Annotated in this window: 14 protein-coding genes; 6 read left to right on the top strand and 8 right to left on the bottom strand. The window is 71.2% G+C overall.

Going from position 1 to position 18,335, the window contains the following annotated elements:
• Positions 1-34 precede the first annotated feature (34 nt).
• From EKD16_RS11465 to EKD16_RS11450, 4 genes are all read right to left on the bottom strand, one after another.
• A complete protein-coding gene (locus tag EKD16_RS11465) occupies positions 35-742 on the bottom strand; it encodes a CDP-alcohol phosphatidyltransferase family protein (RefSeq protein WP_131102393.1) in 708 nt (235 codons plus the stop codon).
• A 127-nt stretch (positions 743-869) separates the two neighbouring features.
• Positions 870-1,826 (bottom strand): ArsA family ATPase, encoded by a 957-nt coding sequence (locus EKD16_RS11460; protein WP_394347330.1) that lies wholly within the window; start codon positions 1,824-1,826, stop codon positions 870-872.
• A 62-nt stretch (positions 1,827-1,888) separates the two neighbouring features.
• Entirely contained in the window at positions 1,889-2,164 is a 276-nt protein-coding gene (locus EKD16_RS11455; RefSeq protein ID WP_131098371.1) for a cory-CC-star protein, read from the bottom strand.
• Entirely contained in the window at positions 2,161-3,897 is a 1,737-nt protein-coding gene (locus tag EKD16_RS11450) for a carbon starvation CstA family protein (RefSeq protein WP_131098370.1), read from the bottom strand. The genes EKD16_RS11455 and EKD16_RS11450 overlap by 4 nt, the downstream gene beginning before the upstream one ends.
• Positions 3,898-4,047: 150 nt before the next feature.
• On the opposite strand from EKD16_RS11450, the gene EKD16_RS11445 reads away from it, so the two are divergent.
• The 3 genes from EKD16_RS11445 to EKD16_RS11435 all read left to right on the top strand — a co-directional run bounded on the left by EKD16_RS11445 (position 4,048) and on the right by EKD16_RS11435 (position 8,318).
• Positions 4,048-4,902, top strand: a complete 855-nt coding sequence (locus EKD16_RS11445; RefSeq protein ID WP_242677346.1) for a hypothetical protein — start codon at positions 4,048-4,050, stop codon at positions 4,900-4,902.
• A 612-nt stretch (positions 4,903-5,514) separates the two neighbouring features.
• Positions 5,515-7,971 (top strand): YwqJ-related putative deaminase, encoded by a 2,457-nt coding sequence (locus EKD16_RS11440; RefSeq protein WP_131098369.1) that lies wholly within the window; start codon positions 5,515-5,517, stop codon positions 7,969-7,971.
• 8 nt (positions 7,972-7,979) lie between these two features.
• Positions 7,980-8,318 (top strand): toxin-antitoxin system YwqK family antitoxin, encoded by a 339-nt coding sequence (locus tag EKD16_RS11435; protein ID WP_131098368.1) that lies wholly within the window; start codon positions 7,980-7,982, stop codon positions 8,316-8,318.
• Between the two features lie 109 nt (positions 8,319-8,427).
• Here EKD16_RS11435 and thyX read toward each other — a convergent pair whose 3' ends face one another.
• The 4 genes from thyX to EKD16_RS11420 form a co-directional block, all read right to left on the bottom strand.
• Positions 8,428-9,225, bottom strand: coding sequence for an FAD-dependent thymidylate synthase (thyX, locus tag EKD16_RS11430; RefSeq protein WP_131098367.1), 798 nt, complete (start codon positions 9,223-9,225; stop codon positions 8,428-8,430).
• Positions 9,226-9,506: 281 nt separating this feature from the next.
• Positions 9,507-9,647, bottom strand: coding sequence for a GPGG-motif small membrane protein (locus tag EKD16_RS25335; protein WP_165498554.1), 141 nt, complete (start codon positions 9,645-9,647; stop codon positions 9,507-9,509).
• Positions 9,648-9,712: 65 nt separating this feature from the next.
• Positions 9,713-10,519, bottom strand: a complete 807-nt coding sequence (locus EKD16_RS11425; RefSeq protein ID WP_131098366.1) for an NAD-dependent epimerase/dehydratase family protein — start codon at positions 10,517-10,519, stop codon at positions 9,713-9,715.
• Between the two features lie 130 nt (positions 10,520-10,649).
• On the bottom strand, positions 10,650-12,935 hold the full coding sequence (locus EKD16_RS11420; RefSeq protein ID WP_131098365.1) for an anthranilate synthase component I: 2,286 nt from the start codon (positions 12,933-12,935) through the stop codon (positions 10,650-10,652).
• A gap of 417 nt (positions 12,936-13,352) precedes the next feature.
• Between EKD16_RS11420 and EKD16_RS11415 the strand changes: the two genes are divergently transcribed.
• From EKD16_RS11415 to EKD16_RS11405, 3 genes are all read left to right on the top strand, one after another.
• Positions 13,353-15,758: a HelD family protein gene (locus EKD16_RS11415; protein WP_131098364.1), complete on the top strand. Its 2,406-nt coding sequence runs from the start codon at positions 13,353-13,355 to the stop codon at positions 15,756-15,758.
• Between the two features lie 75 nt (positions 15,759-15,833).
• Positions 15,834-16,757 carry an alpha/beta hydrolase fold domain-containing protein gene (locus EKD16_RS11410; protein WP_242677345.1) on the top strand — a complete coding sequence of 308 codons (924 nt, stop codon included), beginning with the start codon at positions 15,834-15,836 and terminating at the stop codon, positions 16,755-16,757.
• A 1,266-nt stretch (positions 16,758-18,023) separates the two neighbouring features.
• Entirely contained in the window at positions 18,024-18,260 is a 237-nt protein-coding gene (locus EKD16_RS11405; protein WP_131098363.1) for a hypothetical protein, read from the top strand.
• The last annotated feature ends 75 nt before the right edge of the window (positions 18,261-18,335 follow it).

Here is an 18,335-nt window from a genome sequence, read left to right as displayed (position 1 = left end):
GGTGATGGACGGCCGGACGCCCTCGGGCGCGTTCTCATGGTGGGGATTTCGCTCCCTTCCTGTGGCTCGTGCCGCTGGGTGGTGGCCCGGAGCCCTCGGAACCGCGACCGGGCGCCGTCTGATCCGACTGCGCCGGGTCACCGCCCGGGTGACTGCCGTGGCCGGATGTGGCCGCTACCCCTGGCAGGGGCTTTTCATCCGTCTCCAAGGGGTGGTCGGCCCTGCGGGTCTGCGCGATCAATCGCAGCCCTTGTACCGCGTACAGCACTCCGGCCCACCAGTAGATAGCCGTTCCCCAGATCGCGAACGCCCAACCCATAATCCGTGCGACATCGCCGACCATTGCGGCGTATCCGGCGATGAACAGCAGCGGGAAGGAGTAGAGCAGGCACAGGGTGGCGGCCTTGCCCGCGAAGTTCACCGGCAGGGTGCCGTAGCCGTGGTAGCGCATGATCGGCAGCGCCAGCACCATCAGCACGTCGCGCAGCACGAGCACGGCCATCAGCCACCACGGCACGATGCCGCGCACCACCAGCCCGAGCAGGGCGGCGAAGATGTAGAGGCGGTCGGCCAGGGGATCCAGCACCGTGCCCAGCCGGCTGGTCTGGTTCCAGGCCCGGGCGATCTTGCCGTCCAGCCAGTCGGAGACTCCGGCGAAAGCGAGCACGCCCAGCGCCAACCAGTCGGCCCGGGGAACCAGAACCAGCCACAGGAAGACCGGCACGCCCACCAGACGGAGCATGCTCAGCAGATTCGGCACCGTCCACACCCGGTCGCCGGCGACGCGGTCCGCTGCGCGCGGGCTCACTCGGCTCGCCACCCCACCTCCCAAGTGTCCGAATAGCGAGCTTACCCGCCACCGGCTCGGGTTACAGCGGAGAAAAGGCGAGTCGGCGCAGGCGGTCGGGGCCGGTGGGTTCCTCGTCGCTCAGCGGCGAGCAGCGGATTCCGTAGTGCCCGAAACGCCGGCGGACCGCCTCCACCACATCGGGGTCGGGGTGTTGCGGAACCTGGTTCAGCACGACCGGGCCCAGCCGGAACCCGGCGTCGGCGAGTTGGTCGGCGGCGCGCTCGGTCTCGGCGAGCACCATCCGGCGCGGCAGCAGCACCAACCGGACCACGGACTCCGAGCGCAACCGCCCCGCTGCCCGCTCCAGCCGCGTCCGGCGCGCGTGGAGCTTCTCCAGCAGCGGGTCGGCCTGCTCGGACTCCGCGGAGCCGCCGACCACCCCCGCGGCGAAGCGGTCGGCGTCCACGGCGCGCTCGCGCTGGCGTGCCAGGCCCTGCAGCCACGGGCTCAGCAGGGACGGCAGATTGAGCAGCCGCAGCAGGTGCCCGGTCGGGGCGCTGTCGACCACCAGGCGGTCCCACTCCCCCGGAACCCGCTCCATCGTCTCGATCAGCATGTCGTTCAGCGCCGACTCCGCCATGCCGGGTGCGGCCGCGGCCTGGGCGAGGTGGCGCTGCACAGCCGGCATGATCTCGCGGGGCAGCGCCGCATAGGCGTCGTCGGTGACCTGGGCGACGCGGCGGCGCACGGCGGCGTCGGGGTCGGGCTCGGCGGCCCACAGGTTGTCGCCGACGCGGCGCGGGGAGTCGTGCAGCCGCGTTCGGAGCGCATCGCCCAGCGAGTGTGCGGGGTCGGTGGAGACCACCAGAGTGCGCAGGCCCGCGTCGGCGAGTGCCAGCCCCGCGGCCGCGGCCATGGTCGTCTTGCCCACGCCGCCCTTGCCGCCGAAGAAGGTGATGGGCGCGGCGCCGGCCCCGGTGGCCGGGTCTGCGCCCGCCGCTTCGGGCTCCGTCGCCGCGTGGTCGTCGGCCGCCACCGCCGCATCCCCCCTGCCTGCTGTGCCCTGCGCGCAAGCGCCGAGGGCGGATCCGGACGGGCTCAGCAGCACACCCCGGGGTCGCCGAAGTTCTCCCGCCCCATCCGCTGATGCCATTCGTGCAGGTCGGCGACCATGTACGGGATTACATCCAGCGTCTCATAGGCGGCGGGGTCCTCCACACCCAGCGTCTGCAGCAGCAGCATCGCCCGCAGCGTGTCCTGCTGGTTGCGGGCCTCGCGGCGCAGTACGTGGCGCCAGCGGGTCTCGAACCACTCCTGGTGGAACTCCTCGATCCGGCGCCACGCACTGCGCAGCCGCTCCCACCTCCCGGTCACTGCGACTCGTCGGTGCCCGCGGTCTCTTCGGCCGACGAGGACTCCTGCACCGCGCCGCGCTGGGCGAACGCCTTGCGCAGGGCGATGGCGGCCTCGATGATCAGCCAGACCGCCAGCACGAAGATCGCCACGTCCAGCGGCGCCAGCAGGAACATCTGCATGGGCTCGCCCGAAGCGATGAACCCGCTCAGGTTCACGATCAGCGCCCAGGTCGTCATGACCACCAGGAACACCAGCGGGACCAGCACCGCGACCGGGTTGCGGCGGTTCTTGGTGACCCACACCGCGATCACGGACAGGGCCAGGCCGGCGGTGAGCTGGTTGGTGGTGCCGAAGAGCTGCCACAGGGTGCCGAAGGCGAAGTTGCCCGGGACGAGTGCCAGGGCCAGCGGGATCAGCACCGCGACCGCGGTCGCCGCGGTGAGGTTGCGGGCCAGCGGACGGAAACCGGTGATCTCGGCGATCTCCTGGATGATGTAGCGCTGCAGGCGCACGCCGGTGTCCATGGAGGTGGCGGCGAAGCTGATGACGACGATCGCGGCGAAGACCGACCCCACGGTCAGCGGCACACCGAGGTTGCCGGCGAATCCGGCCACGCCGTTGACGAAATTGCCGACCGCGCCGTCGGAGGCGGTGGCGAAGTCGGTGTAGAGGTTGTTCCATTCGCCGGCGGTGGCGACCACACCGGCCGTGCAGGCCAGGATGGAGCACAGCGCGAGCGCGCCCTCGCCGCTGGAGGCCAGGTAGCCCACGTAGCGGGCGTCGGTCTCCTTGTCCAGCTGCTTGGAGGTCGTACCGGAGGAGACCAGGCTGTGGAACCCGGAGACGGCTCCGCAGGCGATGGTCACGAACAGCAGCGGGAACCACGGCGGCGAGCCGGCGGGCACGTCGTTGACCACCGGGGCGACGATGGCGTCCCAGCCGACGACCACGCCGAGGAAGATGACCGCCAGCGCCAGCACCATCTGCAACTGGTTCACGTAGTCGCGCGGCTGCAGCAGCAGCCACACCGGCAGCCGCGAGGCGAAGAACGCGTAGACGAAGATCAGCAGCACCCACAGGGTCTGGGCCGACATGCCCAGCGCCCCGGCCACCCCGTCCAGCGAGATCGGCACCGCCACGCCCAGCGGGATGAAGGCGTAGACGATGACGAGGCAGACGATCGACGGCAGCAGCGCCGCGGTACGGCGGCGGTAGACGAGCTGGCCGAGGCCGATGGCCAGCGGGATGGTGACCAGCACCGGCAGTACCGCGGCGGGGTTGCCGTCCAGCAGGATGCCGATGACCACCGCGAAGACCGCGTTGACCATGGTCAGCAGGAAGAACAGGATCAGCAGGAACAGCACCCGCGAGCGGGCGCTGATCACCTCGCCGGCCAGCGTCCCGATGCTCTTGGCCTTGTGCCGCACCGAGACCACCAGCGCACCGAAGTCGTGCACGCCCGCCGCGAAGACGGTGCCGGCCACCACCCACAGCAGGGCCGGTCCCCAGCCCCAGAAGACCGCCACCGCCGGGCCCACGATGGGGGCGGCGCCCGCGATGGAGATGAAGTGGTGGCTGAAGACGATGTGCTTGTTCGTGGGGACGAAGTCGATACCGTCGCGGAAGGTGTGGGCGGGGGTCGTATACGACGGGTCGAGCGCGTAGACGCGCTTGGCCAAGTACGCCGAGTAGTACCGGTAGCCCAGGGCGAAGATCGCCAGGACCGCGACCATGACGACGGCTGCTGGCATTGGCTGTCCTTACGTCACACGTCGGCACACGGTGTATGCACCCCGCCCGAGCCGCGTCTCGGCGAGCCGTCGGGTGCTGCGGACGGCCGTTGAAGGCGCAGCGACCGGGACACAAACCTCGATGATCGAATAAAGTCACCAGAAATTAACATGTGCCTCTTCGCAGACAAAGGGCTGGCCTTGCAGAACGTGGTCACGGTTTGGCGGCGATCGACCGCCGCGGAAATGTGCTGGGCCGGGTCCGGCGGTCCCGCGGGAATCCCCGTGGTGCCGCTGGTGTGGGACGACCTGCCGTGCGTCGCGCTGCCCATGGCCCACCTCGACGCGGTCGACACCATGACCTCGGGGCGGGCCTCCTTCGCCGTGTCCGACCCCCCGTCGCAGGACGCGGCGGCGGCCGTGGTCGCCTCAGGGCCGGTCGACATCCGCTTCGACCTGGAGGGCAAGCGCTTCGCCGACCACCTGCTGGAACAGGAGATCGTCAAGCACCCGCCCACGCGCCTGCGCGCCGACGGCCTGATGGCGCGCCGGGAGAACTGGTGGTGGATGCCGCGGGTGCTGATCACCCTGACGGCCGTGGAGGACGTGCGCCCGCTTCCCCCGCGCACGCGCGGCGACGACGCCCTACTGGTGCGCCCCGGACCGCACGGCGGTGCGGCGCGGGTGGACACGGTCACCGCCCGCGCCTGGCCGGAGCCGTCCGGCGGCGGCGAGATCGAACTGTGGCGCCGCGACGGCTCGTCCCTCGAAGGCACGGGCGAGCCGGCGTTCGCCTTCGCCCACCGCCACAGCCCCGACTTCGAACGCTGGGAGCGCTGGTACCGCTCGGGCCGCGCGCAGGGCGAGGTCCTCACCGTCACCGCCGGCACCGGCACCCCCGAGCCGGAGTCCCCTCGCCCTTACAACCTGCTGGCCCGCTACCGCAACCACCGCGAGGTCGTCCGCGCCTGCCGAGCGGGCATCGCAAAGGCGGAGGCGCGGGCGGGCAATTCGGGCGCGGGGTGAAAGCCGCGCGGACGACGCAGCCGTCTAGTATTACTTCGCTACATGCGTCGCTGGTGGCGGTAGGCGGACCAGGCGCCCCGGTGGGCGGACAAAGCGGCTCGGGCAAGGCGCCCCGGACACGGCGGCTCGGGCCCGCTGGGCGGCCTTGTAGCCTGCCGGGCAGGCGGGTGGTCTGGAGGAAAAGCGGCAGCGAGGACGGCGGATGGCCGGGCCCGCGCGTATCGGGCAGGGTGCCCGCCGGCGGCGCGCCTGACGGCGCGCCGAGAACGGCTGCAGAGACGGTTTTGGCGCCGAAACCGGTCCCAGGCACAGCCTCGGTGATGATCGGGCGCCTGGGTGTCCTTTATGTCGGGTTTCGCGGCGTCCATTGCGCGGAAATCACCAAGGATCGGCCTTGGACGTGGTGATTTCCGCGCAATGGACGCCGACCGGGCCCACGGGATGCAGCGTCACCGCCGACATGCATCCCTCTCCCCTAGCTAGCGGCGAATGACCGGAAACGGACAGTTGTGTTCCCATTCCACCCCGTAGGTGGTTGGCTCGCGGCGGCCCGGGCGTGCATGCGGATCGGGTCTGCGTGTGCCGGATTCCCCTACCCCAGGTGACAGCGCTGTGACTCACGAGGTGATCAGGCCGGACGACGTCCCCGTCCCCAAGGTGGACTGCGACGCGTTGGAGGCCGCAGCCACGAACCTCAGGAGCGACGGTACCGACGTCGCCCAGGCCGGGCAGGACATCAAGTCCTCGTGGGAAGCGCTCGAAGGCGTCTACTCCGCTCCCGAGGCCCCGACCCTGTTCGCCGCGATCAATCCGGTGGCGACCAAGGGCGACGACTTCGACTCCGGTGCCTCCTCGGTGGCCGACGCCCTCGCCGACTTCGCCGCGGAGGTGCGGCCCATCAAGGCGCGCCTGAAGGCGCTCAAGGCCGACGCCGAGGACTTCCAGGAGGAGATCGCCGGCGACGACGACTGGCGTGAAGACCAGGACAAGATCGACGAGCTGGATCAGCTCAACAACGACATCCTCGCAGCGATGCACGACTACCAGCGCGCCGAGCGCGACTGCGCCAACGCCATCACCGCGCTGTTCGACGGCACCACGTTCGTGGCCACCGCCCCTGGTGAGGAGGGCTCCCTTGGCCCTAACGAGCAGGCGCACGGCTTCACCGACGCGCTCTCGGGCGTAAAGACGCCGTGGGCGACGCCGCAGGAGCACGACGCGGAGTGGTACGTCGACGTCTGGGACGGTGTGCAGGACTTCGGCGTGGGCATCGCCGAGGACCTCGGCTCCATGGTCGGCCTCTACGGCGACGACGGCTGGGGCGTGAGCTCCGTGGGCGCCTGGGGGAACAACCTGGCGGACAACTGGACCGACACGCTGAACGGGCTCGGGAGCCTGGTGGGGCTCTACGGCGAGGACGGCTGGGGAGTCGGTTCGGGCGGGCAGTGGTGGGATAACTTCTCCTCGGGCTGGACCGAGTTCGCCCACGCCGTCGTGCCCTGGCGCGAGTGGGGCGACCGGCCGGGCTATGTGATCACCCAGAGCGTGCTCAACATCGGCAGCATGTTCGTGGGCGGTGCCGGCGTGTACAAGGCACTGGCCAGCGGAGCCCGCAAAGTCGGCGGCGGCAGCGGAGACGTCGACGTCGGCGGCCGCGGGGGCGATGCGGACGTCACCCCGGACATGGACGCCTTGCGGCTCGGCGACGGTTCGGGCCGGTTCTCGGTCCAGGGCCTGCAGAACAAGCTCGACGGGCTGGACATCGACTCTTCGACCACCGGCGGGCTGCAGGACGCGCTATCCCGGGCGGAGAACTTCGGCGACAGCTCGGTTCCCTCGGGCAGCGGCACGCCGAACAACGCGCCGGCGGATCTCACCCCCGCGATCGACACGAACGGCGGCCCACAACTCCAACCGGCCGGCGGCCGCGTCCCCGACATCCAGGCGAACACCGACGGCCCGCCCTCGTCCGCCCCCAAGCCGGATACCGGGTCGCCGGACCCATCCAGTCTGGACCCGAAGCCCTCCCCTGCGCCGGATACCCCGGAGCGCCCGTCAAGCCCTTCGTCCGGTCCGGGTGGAAGCGACCAACCGGGCTCGGGCAATCCGCCCGAAGGTGGCGGCGGAGACCGCCCGCCGGTGCCCCGTGTAGATGCCGAGCGAGGGGACGGCGGCGAGCGCCCCGACGGGGACGCACCCGAGCCGAAGGAAACCGATCGGCCGGAGATCCCCGAGGAAGATGGCCCCGACGGCCAAGAGCCTGCGAACAAGGACGGCGGTCCCGAGGGCGTCGAGGAACCCGTTGATCCGAACGCCCCGGATCCCACGCACGAACCGGAGTCGAAGAGCCCGGACGGCGACAACCAGCCGGACTCCGAGCAAGAAGGAGGACAGAGTGGTCTCCGCACAAATCCGCTGCCCCCGGACTTCACTCGAAGTCACGTGCTGGAGCAACTCGATGAGAGCAGAGTCACCCGAGGCGACGCTGGCCTCATAGAGACGGTCGATGGCCGACCGGTGAATTCCTATATGCGGGCGGCGGTAACCGACCGCGCCGACTTCATGCGCGACTCGGTGGAACAGGGGGAGCATTCGAAGGCGGATCTTGGCAAAACAAGAGGCGCCGTCAATTCGATCGCTATCGACCTCCGGACAGGCCGAGTTACAGAGGGAATTAATGGCCGCGTCGGCACTGCTCTCAACGAGACCGACCTGCACGCGGTTCTCGGTGAGCGCCTGCGGATAATGGAAGAGGAAGGCCCGTATACAATTGGGGAACCGGGAAGCCCGGACGCCTTCGAACACATCCATCCGACATTCGATGACCCTCTTCGCCATGCAGAGATCAAGGCGCTAAACGGCCTACTTGAAGCCAGGGGAGAATCAGCGACCATGGGGGCATTGAAGGAGTTCCGGGTCGACAACCTCTTCACGCTGCGCCACGACGGCCCCGAGGATGCACACTGTTGCGGAAGTTGCACTAGACTCCTGGGAGACACCTCTAGCCCGAACGCTGGAAAGACATTCACTCCGCAAGGACAGTCAGACCCCGAGGTCTTCCATGATTAGGAGGGATTATGCGAGTCAACGATGAGGATGTCGAGGATGACGGCACCGGAATAGCCGTCTATGAAGGCCGCCCTTTCACCGGCGAGACCGTCGAAACAAACAAAGATGGCAGAATACTCGCCATCGTCCAATATAAGAATGGACTCGAAGACGGGCCCTGGCTTCAATGGTTTCCGAATGGCCAGAAAAAAGTCGAGGGGCAGACATCGAGAGGCGGGCCCATCGGAACATGGATAGAATGGCACAAAAATGGCCAAATGGCGGAGAAGCGAATTTTCAACGAGAACCGGAAAACCATATCTCACAAGCAATGGAATGAAGAAGGGGAGATGACCAAGGATGTGTGAAACGCAAGTGGACTGACATTACTTCCCACCCCTCCGTGCAATCGAAAAAGCCGATATCCCATTGCGGACCGAACCGGGCCCTTCCCTCAAGCCCCGGGTAGGTCAGCCCTCACACCTTCCGCCACTTCGGCACCCAGGCGCCGTCCTCGACCTCGTAGTCGCCGAACAGCGCCGGCGCCTCCTCGCGCATGGCCTCGCCGATCTTGCCGAAGAGGAGGCGGATCTCCTCCTCCGCGCCGGGCGCGGTGCGGGCCTCCAGGGTGTGGCGCAGGGTGCGGACGTTGGCGGTCCACACCAGGCCGGTGGCGACGCCCTCGGGGGCGAAGCGGCGCATGAAGGATGTGCGGTGCTTCTTCTCGGCGAACTTGACGCCCTCCTCGTCGAGGCCGAAGTGCTCGGCCATCCACAGCTGGAAGCGCTCCATCTGGTCGAGCATCTCGGTGGCGCGCTTCATCAGCTCGGGGTCGTCCTTGGCCCACTCGGGGAACCAGAACGGGAGGTCGTCCAGCCGCACGAACCGGAGCGACTCCTGGGAGATCGCGGTTCCGGGGCGGTGTCGTATCAACTCATGTGTTAGTACGCGACTCACCTTGTGCAGCACGAAGCTGAAACTCACGTGCTCCAGCACCGAGCCGTGCATGCTGGCCAGCAGGTTGCCCAGGTACTGGTCCTGGTCGGTGCGGACCCGGGTGACGTTGGGGTTGAGGCCGGGTTCCCAAGAGCGGTAGCACAGGCGTCCGGCGAACTCGGCGAGGTTCTGCGGGTCGTTGAGAGCGGAGTCGAGGTCGCCCCGGTCCAGGCGCTCCAGCCAGCTGTTCCCGCCGACGTCGGCGAGGTAGCGGGCGATCTCGTCGTAGTCCAGCTGCGGCCGGGCGATCACATGGACCTCGGGCTCGACGCTCTTCACCGTGCTTTACTCCCCCATTGCCGGGCCGGGTGGGCCCGCTGCTCGTACTGCGGCGACCGCCGCGCCGGGGCGGCCCCGGCCCGGGCGTGTCCGTCAGAACCTAGCATCGACGAGCGGCCGAGGCGCACCCGGGAGCAGGCCCCGGAGGCCGCCGTGCGGTTCCGGGACCTGCGAGGACGGGGTGACGGTGGTGCGTCGAGGCGGCCCGCAGGCGGGCGCACTCCGCCGGCTCGGGGAGGGATCCGGTCGGGTTTCCTGTCGGTTGCGAAGAGCGCCCCGGCTCACCCGAAGAGGGCGATGCCCGGGGCGACGATGAGGCCGACGACGATGAGGATGATGCCCCACAGCATCTGGCGGCGTACCAGAGCGAAGACGCCGGCGACGATCAACACGATCCCAAGTATCAGTGCGATAATACCCATGTATCAGGTACTAACCGGGGCTCTTCTCGCCTAACGCCTGAAGGCGCACACTCTGCGCCGCGACCTCATTCCCGCAGGTGGGGCAGCACGGCGTCGGGTCCCGCGAAGTCGCCGCCCTGGGGCCCGCCGTGCCAGAACGGGTCGTCGTCGGGGAAGTCGGCGGCGTAGCGGGCGGCGTCGTCGACGGGCCGGTAGCCCAGTTCGTTCTCTCCGGCGCTGAGGTCCCAGAACCGGCGGGCGTTGCCCGAGACGGCGTAGGCCGCGGTGAAGTTCACGTTGGGCGCGGTGAGCGCGGCGCGGACGAATCCGACGCAGTCGCGCGGGCTGAGCCAGGTGGCCAGGTGGCGGGTCTCGGTGGGCCGCTCTTCGAAGGAGCCCACGCGCAGCGCGACGACCTGCAGACCGAAGGTGTCGGCGTACATCTGGCCCAGGGCCTCGGCGGCCACCTTGGTCACCCCGTAGAGGCCGTCCGGGCGGGGCGGCTCGTCGGGGAAGACATGGTGGTGAATCGGGTAGTTGCCGGTGACGCGGTTGCTGGAGAACAGCACGACGCGCGGCACCTCGGCCCGGCGGGCGGCCTCGAGGACGTTGAGGGTCCCGCGTACGTTGGCGTCGAGCAGGTCGTCGAAGGGGGCTTCGTCGGCGACCCCCGCGAGGTGGACGACGGAGTCGGCGCCGCTGAAAGCCTCGACCAGTGCGCCGCGGTCGCCGACCGCGGCCTTGACGGCGCTCTCCTGCTCGCCTTCGGCCTCGACGTCGGCGGTGTCGACCAGCACGATGTGGTCGGCGTCCTCGCGCAGCCCCGAACGCACGGTGGGACCGATGTTGCCCGCGGCTCCGGTGATCACGACCCTGCCAAGTTTCACGTCCATGCAGACGAGCCTATGGGGGATACGGGGTGCGTGGGCACAACGCCGCTGTCGGCGGCCGTGTCGGCTCCCTGCAGCCGTGGGCCCCGGGCGGCGGCCGCGTGCGCGCCCGCCGCCCGGCTGGGGTACGGAGTCAGCGCGCCATGCGCAGGACGCGCTCGATGATCCCCTCCCCCACGGCCGCCGTGAGGATCGACTCGGGGTGGAACTGCACCGCCCACCTCTTGGCCGCGGCGTCTTCGACGGCCATGACGACCGGCGCCTCGCCCTCTTCCTCGACCGCCGCCGTGACGGTGAACCCCTTCACCCGCTCGGGCGTGGTGTAGGTGGAGTGGTAGCGCGCCGCCGTGAAGGCGCCGTCGCCGCCGTCGTCACCCAGGCCGCCGAGCAGGTCCCCGCCGGTCACGCGCACGCGCCCCGGCTTGCCGTGCACCGGCTCGTCCAGGGTGAGGAGTTCGCCGCCGGCGTGCTCCACCATCGCCTGCAGGCCCAGGCACACGCCGAAGACCGGCAGCCGGCGCGCGTCCAGTTCGTCCAGCAGCGCGGCGGCGCCGAAGTCGCCGGGCAGGCCCGGCCCGGGCGAGAGGACGACCAGGTCGGGGGCCAGTGTGTCGAGCAGGGCGGGGTCGAAGCCGTGGCGCACGGTCGTGACCTCGGCGCCGTGGCGGCGGACGTAGTCGGCGAGGGTGTTGACGAAGGAGTCCTCGTAGTCGACCAGCAGCACCCGCATGCCCGCTCCGGCGGGGGCTTCGGCCGGCTCCTGCCGCTCGGCGGGAGCCTCTCCCGCGGCGCCCTCGGCGGTGTCGTCCAGGGCCAGGGTCTCCAGCAGCGCGCGGGCCTTGAGGAAGGTCTCGCGCTCCTCGGCGTCGGGGTCGGAGTCGTGCAGCAGTGTGGCGCCGACGCGGACGGTGGCGACGCCGTCGCGGATGTGCGCGGTGCGCAGGGTCAGGCCGGTGTTCATGGACCCGTCGAAGCCGATGACCCCGACGGCTCCGCCGTACCAGCGGCGCGGCGTGGCCTCGTGCTGCTCGATGAAGCGCATCGCCCAGGTCTTGGGCGCACCGGTGACCGTGACCGCCCACATGTGGGTGAGGAAGGCGTCGAGGGCGTCGAACCCGGGGCGCAGACGGCCCTCGATGTGGTCGACGGTGTGGATGAGCCTGCTGTACATCTCGATCTGGCGGCGGCCGATGACGCGGACGCTACCGGGCTCGCACACCCGCGACTTGTCGTTGCGGTCGACGTCGGTGCACATCGTCAGCTCGGACTCCTCCTTGGCGGAGGTCAGCAGTGCGCGGATGTTGTCGGCGTCGCCGAGGGCGTCCTCGCCGCGGCGGATGGTCCCGGAGATGGGGCAGGTCTCGACCCGCCGGCCCTGCTCGGGAGTGCCGCTGACGCGGACGAACATCTCCGGCGACGCGCCCACCAGGTACTCGCCGCCGCCGAGGTTGAAGAAGAACTCGTAGGGGGCGGGGTTGCGGTCGCGCAGGTGCTCGTAGAAGCGGGCCGGGGATTCGCAGGCGCCGTAGGTGCGGTGGCCGGGGACGACCTCGAACAGGTCGCCGCGCGCGAAGCGCTTCTTGGCCTCGGCGACGATGCGGGCGTAGCTGCCGGGTTCGGGCTGGGGCGGGATCTCGCCGGCGCCGGCGGCGGGCGTGGGCTCGGTGGCCCGGTCCAGGCCGCGGGTGGTGAGCGCAGCGGTGCCTCCTCGGCGCTCGCGCTCCGCGGGGCCTCCGGGCGCCTCGGGCACGGTGAACTCGTAGGTGTAGCGCAGGCAGGTCTCGCGCTTGCGGTCGTGCACGATGACGGCGTCGGGCAGGTGCAGGACGAGGTCGCGGTCGGCGGGGTCGCGGTCCAGGACCGCCTCGACCGGTTCGAACTGGAAGGCGAGGTCGTATCCGAAGGCGCCGTAGAGTCCGAGGTGGGGGTCGTCTTCGGCGGAGAACAGGGCCACGATCGAGCGCAGTACGGAGAAGACGCTGGGGCGGCGGCTGCGCTGCTCCTCGCTGAAGAACTCCCCCGGCGCGGGTTCGGGGACGGTGACCTCGACGGCGGCTTGCGCGGGGTGGTGCGATGCCCGCCCGTGTTCGGCGAAAGCGCCCGCGATCAGCGGCAGCAGCACGCGGCCGCGGTCGTTGAGCGCGGCCGCGGTGAGCCGGCGCCCCCGCGCGGCGATCTCCAGGCAGGGGTCGACGTAGCCCAGGTGCCAGCGGCTGTAGCGGCCGGGGTACTCCATGCCCGAGGACAGCACGCCGCCGCGGCGGTGCTCGACCGAGGCGACGAGTTCGGTGAGGACGCCGGGGTCGCACGGGGCGGCGGTGCGCTCTACGGCGACGCCGCCGGCGGTGCGGTAGGAGGTGCGGTGGCCCTCGGGCGCGGCGGGGCTCGGGGAGTTCGGGGTGGCAAAACCTTGGGTCACGGCCGGTCCTTTGCGCTGGGCTGGGCGGTGGTCGGCTGAACCGCGCCGGACCGGGGCCGGGAGAACGCGAAAACGGCCGCCGGTACGGGCGGCCGCTGAGCTGGTGTGGGAATCGCCTACCTGCGAGCGCCGCCTAGAAGCGGCGCCACCACTGGGTGCGGGCGGGTGCGATTCGCATGGTACGAGCATAGCGCATCGCGGCGGGCTGAGGGAGGCGATGGAGTCGACGGGCCGAAAGCGCGTTCGGGTTCTGCCGGGGATTTTGATCCGCCCGCTCGCGGAGGGCCGCCAAGCGTTTCCGAACCGGCCCGGCCGGAGATTCCGGCGCACGATGGGAACGAATCCCAGCGATGGTACGTTCTACAGTCGCAATCCAAGACTAAGAGCGCACATCTCATTGACAAGGTTACCACAGTCATGACACAAGGCCAAGATGGGCGCGAAGAGGCCGTGCGCGCCGAGCAGGACTACGTGAACCGGCTCTATGCCCGGCTGGACGTGCTGCGAACGCAGACGGCGCAGGCGCTGAGCGAGACCTTCGCAAGCGGCGGCAGCGGCGGCTACGGCGCGCAGGCCGACCGGGAGGCCCGGGCCGAGGAGGACGCCGCGCGCCTGGCCCGGCTCAACTCCGTGGAGAACGGCCTGTGCTTCGGCCGCATCGACGTCGAGACCGGCGGCCCGGCGGCCGAGAGCCGCTACATCGGCCGCATCGGGCTGCGCGACGAGGAGCACGAGCCGATCCTGATCGACTGGCGCGCCCCGGCCGCGCGCCCCTTCTACGCGGCCGCGCCCTCCTCGCCGTCCTCGGTGGTACGCCGCCGCCACCTGCACCTGCGCGACCGCCGTGTCGTCGGACTCGACGACGAGGTCTTCGACCTCGACGGCCTCACCGAGGACGACCGCCGCTCCCTGGTCGGCGAGGCCGCGCTGCTGTCCGCCCTGAACCGGGGACGCACCGGGCGGATGGGCGACATCGTCGCGACCATCCAGGCCGAGCAGGACCGGGTCATCCGGGCCGCCCTGCCCGGCGCGCTGGTGGTCCAGGGAGGACCGGGCACCGGCAAGACCGTCGCGGCCCTGCACCGCGCGGCCTACCTGCTCTACACCCACCGCCAGACGCTGGAGCGCCGCGGGGTCCTCGTCGTGGGCCCCAACCCGACGTTTCTGCGCTACATCGGGCGCGTCCTGCCCTCGCTCGGCGAGACCGACGTCGTCGTGCAGACCGTCGGCCGGATGTATCCGGGCATCGCCGCCACCGCCGAGGACGCCCCCGACACGGCCGCGGTCAAGGGGTCGCTGCGCATGGCCGGCGTCCTGGAGGCGGCCGTGGCCGACCGCCAGAGCGTGCCGGAGGGCGACCTGGTGGTGAAGGCCGACGGGATAGAGCTGCGCGTCGCCCACGACGTCTGTGCGGCGCTGCGCGATCGGGCCCGCGAGCTGGGCCTGCCCCACAACCGGGCCCGCAAGCTGTTCGTCGACGAGATGCTGTGGGAGCTGGCCCGCGCGCAGGACGCGTGGCTGGAGGAGTCGCTGCGCGATGCAGAGGCGCTGGTCGAGGCGGCCGACGGGGCCGACCGCTTCGAGCTGGAGGACCCCGACGCCCGGCTCCGCACCGACGAGGACACCGCCTACGCGCGCGAGACGCTGTGGGCCGATCCCGCGGTGCGCGCCGCCGTGGACGGGCTGTGGCCGCTGCTCACCCCCGAGCGCCTGGTCGGCGAACTGCTGAGCGATCCCGCGCGGTCGGCCTCGGCGGCCGCGGGCGCCGCGCAGGCCGCCGAAGGCGAAGGCCGGGGCTTGACCGAGGACGAGTGGCGGCTGCTGCTGCGTCCGGCCGATTCCGCATGGACCGTGGGCGACATCCCGTTGCTGGACGAGGCCGCCGAGCTGCTCGGCACCGACGGCAGCGAGGAGCAGGCCCGCGAGCGCGCGGCCCGGCAGCGGCGCGCTGAAGCCGAGCGCTACGCCCAGGGCGTGCTGGAGTACACCGGGCTGTTCGAGGACGGCATGCTGGACGCCGCGTCGCTCGCCGACCGGCAGGAGGAGGCGTCGGCGCTGACCACCGCCGACCGCGCCGCCGCCGACCGCACCTGGGCCTACGGCCACGTGATCGTCGACGAGGCCCAAGAGCTCTCGCAGATGGCCTGGCGCATGGTCATGCGCCGGGTACCGGCCAGGTCCCTCACCGTGGTGGGCGACCTCGCCCAGACCGGCAGCGCGGCCGGGGCGCGCTCGTGGCCGGACATGCTGGGCCGCTATGTCGGCGACCGGCTGCACGAGGAGCGGCTGCTGGTGAACTACCGGACTCCGGCGGAGATCATGGCGGTCGCCGCCGACGTGCTGGCCGAGATCGCACCCGAGCAACAGGTACCGGAGTCGGTACGCGAGGGCGGCGCCCGGCCGCGCGCCGTGCGCGTGGGCGGCGCCGAGCACGGTGGCGGTCTGGCGGCACGGCTGCCCGAGCTGGTGGCGGCCGAACTGGCCGAGGTCGGCGACGGGCGGGCGGCCGTCATCGCCCCCGCGGCCAGGCACGCGGAGGTCGCCGCCGTGCTGCCCGAGGCCGCGGCAGACGCCGGACCGACGGCGCTGGACTCCCCCGTCGCCGTGCTCACACCCGCCCAGAGCAAGGGCCTGGAGTTCGACGCCGTCGTCATCGTCGACCCGGCGGGAATCCTCGCCGCGTCGGCGGCCGGCGGCAGCGACCTCTACGTCGCGGTCACCCGCGCCACCCGCCGCCTCGCGGTGGTCCACGAGGACGATCTGCCCGGCGTGCTGTCGCGCCTGCGCTCCGAGGCCGCCCCCGCAGGGCAGGCGCGGGGGTGACGGATCGGGCTGCGGCCGGTGTGCGCAGGCTCGGCGGCGTTGTCGAAAACCCCCGCAGCCGATAGACCCGTGGTCATGGACCTCGACCGCATACCCGCCGATCCCGGCACCGAGGCCGCTCTGGCGGCATACATGGCCCGGGTTTCCGGCCCGGGCACGCCGCCGGAGCTGCCCGGCGACGCCGACTTGGCACCGGCGCTGCCCGGGACCGGCGGCCTGCCCGGCGTCTGGGTCTCGGCACAGGGCGCCGCGCCGGCGACGGACGGCGTCGTGATGTTCGTCCACGGCGGCGGTTTCGCGGACCGCAGGCCGCGGCTGGTCGACCTGGTCGCCCACCGCTTCAGCCGCGCGGCGGCGCTGCCGGTGTTCGCCGTGCACTACCGGCTGGCTCCGCACGCCCCCTATCCGGCGCCGTTGGAGGACGTACTTGCGGCTTACCGGGGCATACTCGCTTCGGGTGTGCCCGCGGAGCGGGTCGTGGTGCTCGGCGAGTCCTCCGGAGGAGCACTTGCGCTGTCGGCGCTGTTGGCGCTGCGCGACTCGGGTACCCCGCCGCCCGCCTGCGCGATCACCTTCTCCGCCGTCACCGACATGACCGTCTCGGGCCCCTCCGCCGCCGCCAACGCGGCCACCGACCCCGGCGTCGACCGCACCCTGCTGACGCGGCTCGTCGGCGGCTACCTGGGCGGCGCCCGCCCGGACCGGGCGCCGCAGTCCCCGCTGCACGGATCGCTGCACGGCCTGCCGCCCCTGCTCATGGGCGTCGGCGGGGCGGAGGTGCTGCTGGACGACACGCTCCGCTTCGCCGAGAAGGCCGCGGCCGCGGGGAGCGGGGTGGCGGTGGACGTCTACGAAGCGATGCCGCACGCCTTCCACATCGCCGTGCTGGATGACACCAGCCCCACCGGTGCGCGGGTGCTGCGCCGCGCCGCCGGGTGGATCGCCCTGCGTCTGGACGAGGCGGCACGTGGACCGGGCGCTGCCGGGTCGCGCGGATGACCGCCGATGCGGGCGGCTCGGGGAACGCGGCGGCGACGGCGGCGGAGGGCTGCGCCCTCGGAAGTCGGTGCGGATGCTCGCTGGTGGCGGTGGCCGACGGGGGCGGCGTTCGGCCGCCGCAGGCCGCTTGGCGCATCCAACGCGCGGTTTTCACCAAATTCCGACCGGTGTCTGGTTAAAACTCTGCGTTGGGCGGAACCGGCTTTACGGTCTATCGTGAACTTATGGTCGCCGGAAGGCGCATTCCGCGACCATAAGTTCACGATCATCGCCGGGTGAACCGGCATACCGGACATATGGGCGCCGGTTGGCCGGCTGGGTGTCGCCGTGTTCCAGCCGGGCCCACGCCGGCCGGAGTCCCCGCGCGGTCGCGAGCGCCCGCACGGCCCGGTGGCGCGCCGGATCGGAGGGCCGGGGGGCGACGACGCGTCGCTCGTGGCGCCCGGGCGCGGCCGCCGAGCACTCCAAGACCCGATGGGGTGGGCTTTTGGGGGCATATGACCGCTTTGCGGGCGGCCTCGGCAGACGCAGCGGCCACGAGACGCACGAAAAGTTGACGCCGGGGCTGTATTCGCGCCATTCGGCGCACCTCGTGCGCCATCCCCGCCGCAGCGCGAGGGCGGACCCACCGGGAACTCGGGCATTGGTGGGCAAAACACCCCGCGTTGTTTCGTGTCGCGGAATGACGGGGTGAGAACGGCACCTCGGGGCGGCACCGAGGCCGATGCCACCGCACGTACGTGCATCTCGTGACCCCGATCCGGCCGCATGACCGCCGCCGACCGCCCCGCGTCGGGCCCTCGCCCACTACCGGGCGGCGCCCCGGGCTCAACACCGCAAGCTCGGCCCCGCCGACGTCGTCGCTGCCTCGTCGGGTGGGTCAGCGGCGGGCACCCGGCCCGTTGGGTGCGGGCGCCACCCCGCGCCGCCCTCGCCGCCGCTTTCCAGTCAAGTCCACCCGCCACCCGGCAGACCAACAAGGCCGCACAGCAGACCCGACCCGCCCTCCGCCGACCACCGCCACCGGCGAGCACCCGACCGCCCGCCGTCACCGACGACGCACTCGACGAAGGACCACTCGTGCCGTGGCCGTGTACACCCGTTCCGCGCATCGCCGTGCTCGGGCCCGTTCTGCCGCATGCGGTGAACAGCGCGAAGCGTGCTGTTAACGCCGTCGACTCCGGGTAGTCGTCGCCGGGTACAACGGGTAGTCAGGCCGCTTCCAGCGACGCGGTGGGGCGGCCGATACGCAACGGGGGTAACGCGATGCTGAAGAAACTCCGCGACATGGGGATGACATCGGATATGGCCTATATGGCCGGATTCTGCTCCATCGGGATGACGGTCATGGCCTGGCTCGCGTCGAAGAAGGCGGAGGACAAGGCCCGCGCCGACAGGTGGGGGCTGTTCGTCGGCGAGTGGGCGCCGACGTTCTTCGCCCTGGGCACCGCCCTGTGGCTGGACGAGCGTTCCGAGACCCTGGGCAAGCACAAGGGCAAGTGACAGCGGCCTGGCCAGGGCCCGCCGGCCGACCGCCCGCGGCCGGGCGCGGAGCACGGGAGAGCGCGGCGCCGACGC

Origin of the sequence: Streptomonospora litoralis, from assembly GCF_004323735.1 — a bacterium.
Classification (GTDB): domain Bacteria; phylum Actinomycetota; class Actinomycetes; order Streptosporangiales; family Streptosporangiaceae; genus Streptomonospora; species Streptomonospora litoralis.
The sequence above is the reverse complement of the archived record's forward strand: the minus strand, read 5'-3'. Positions and strand labels throughout refer to the sequence as shown.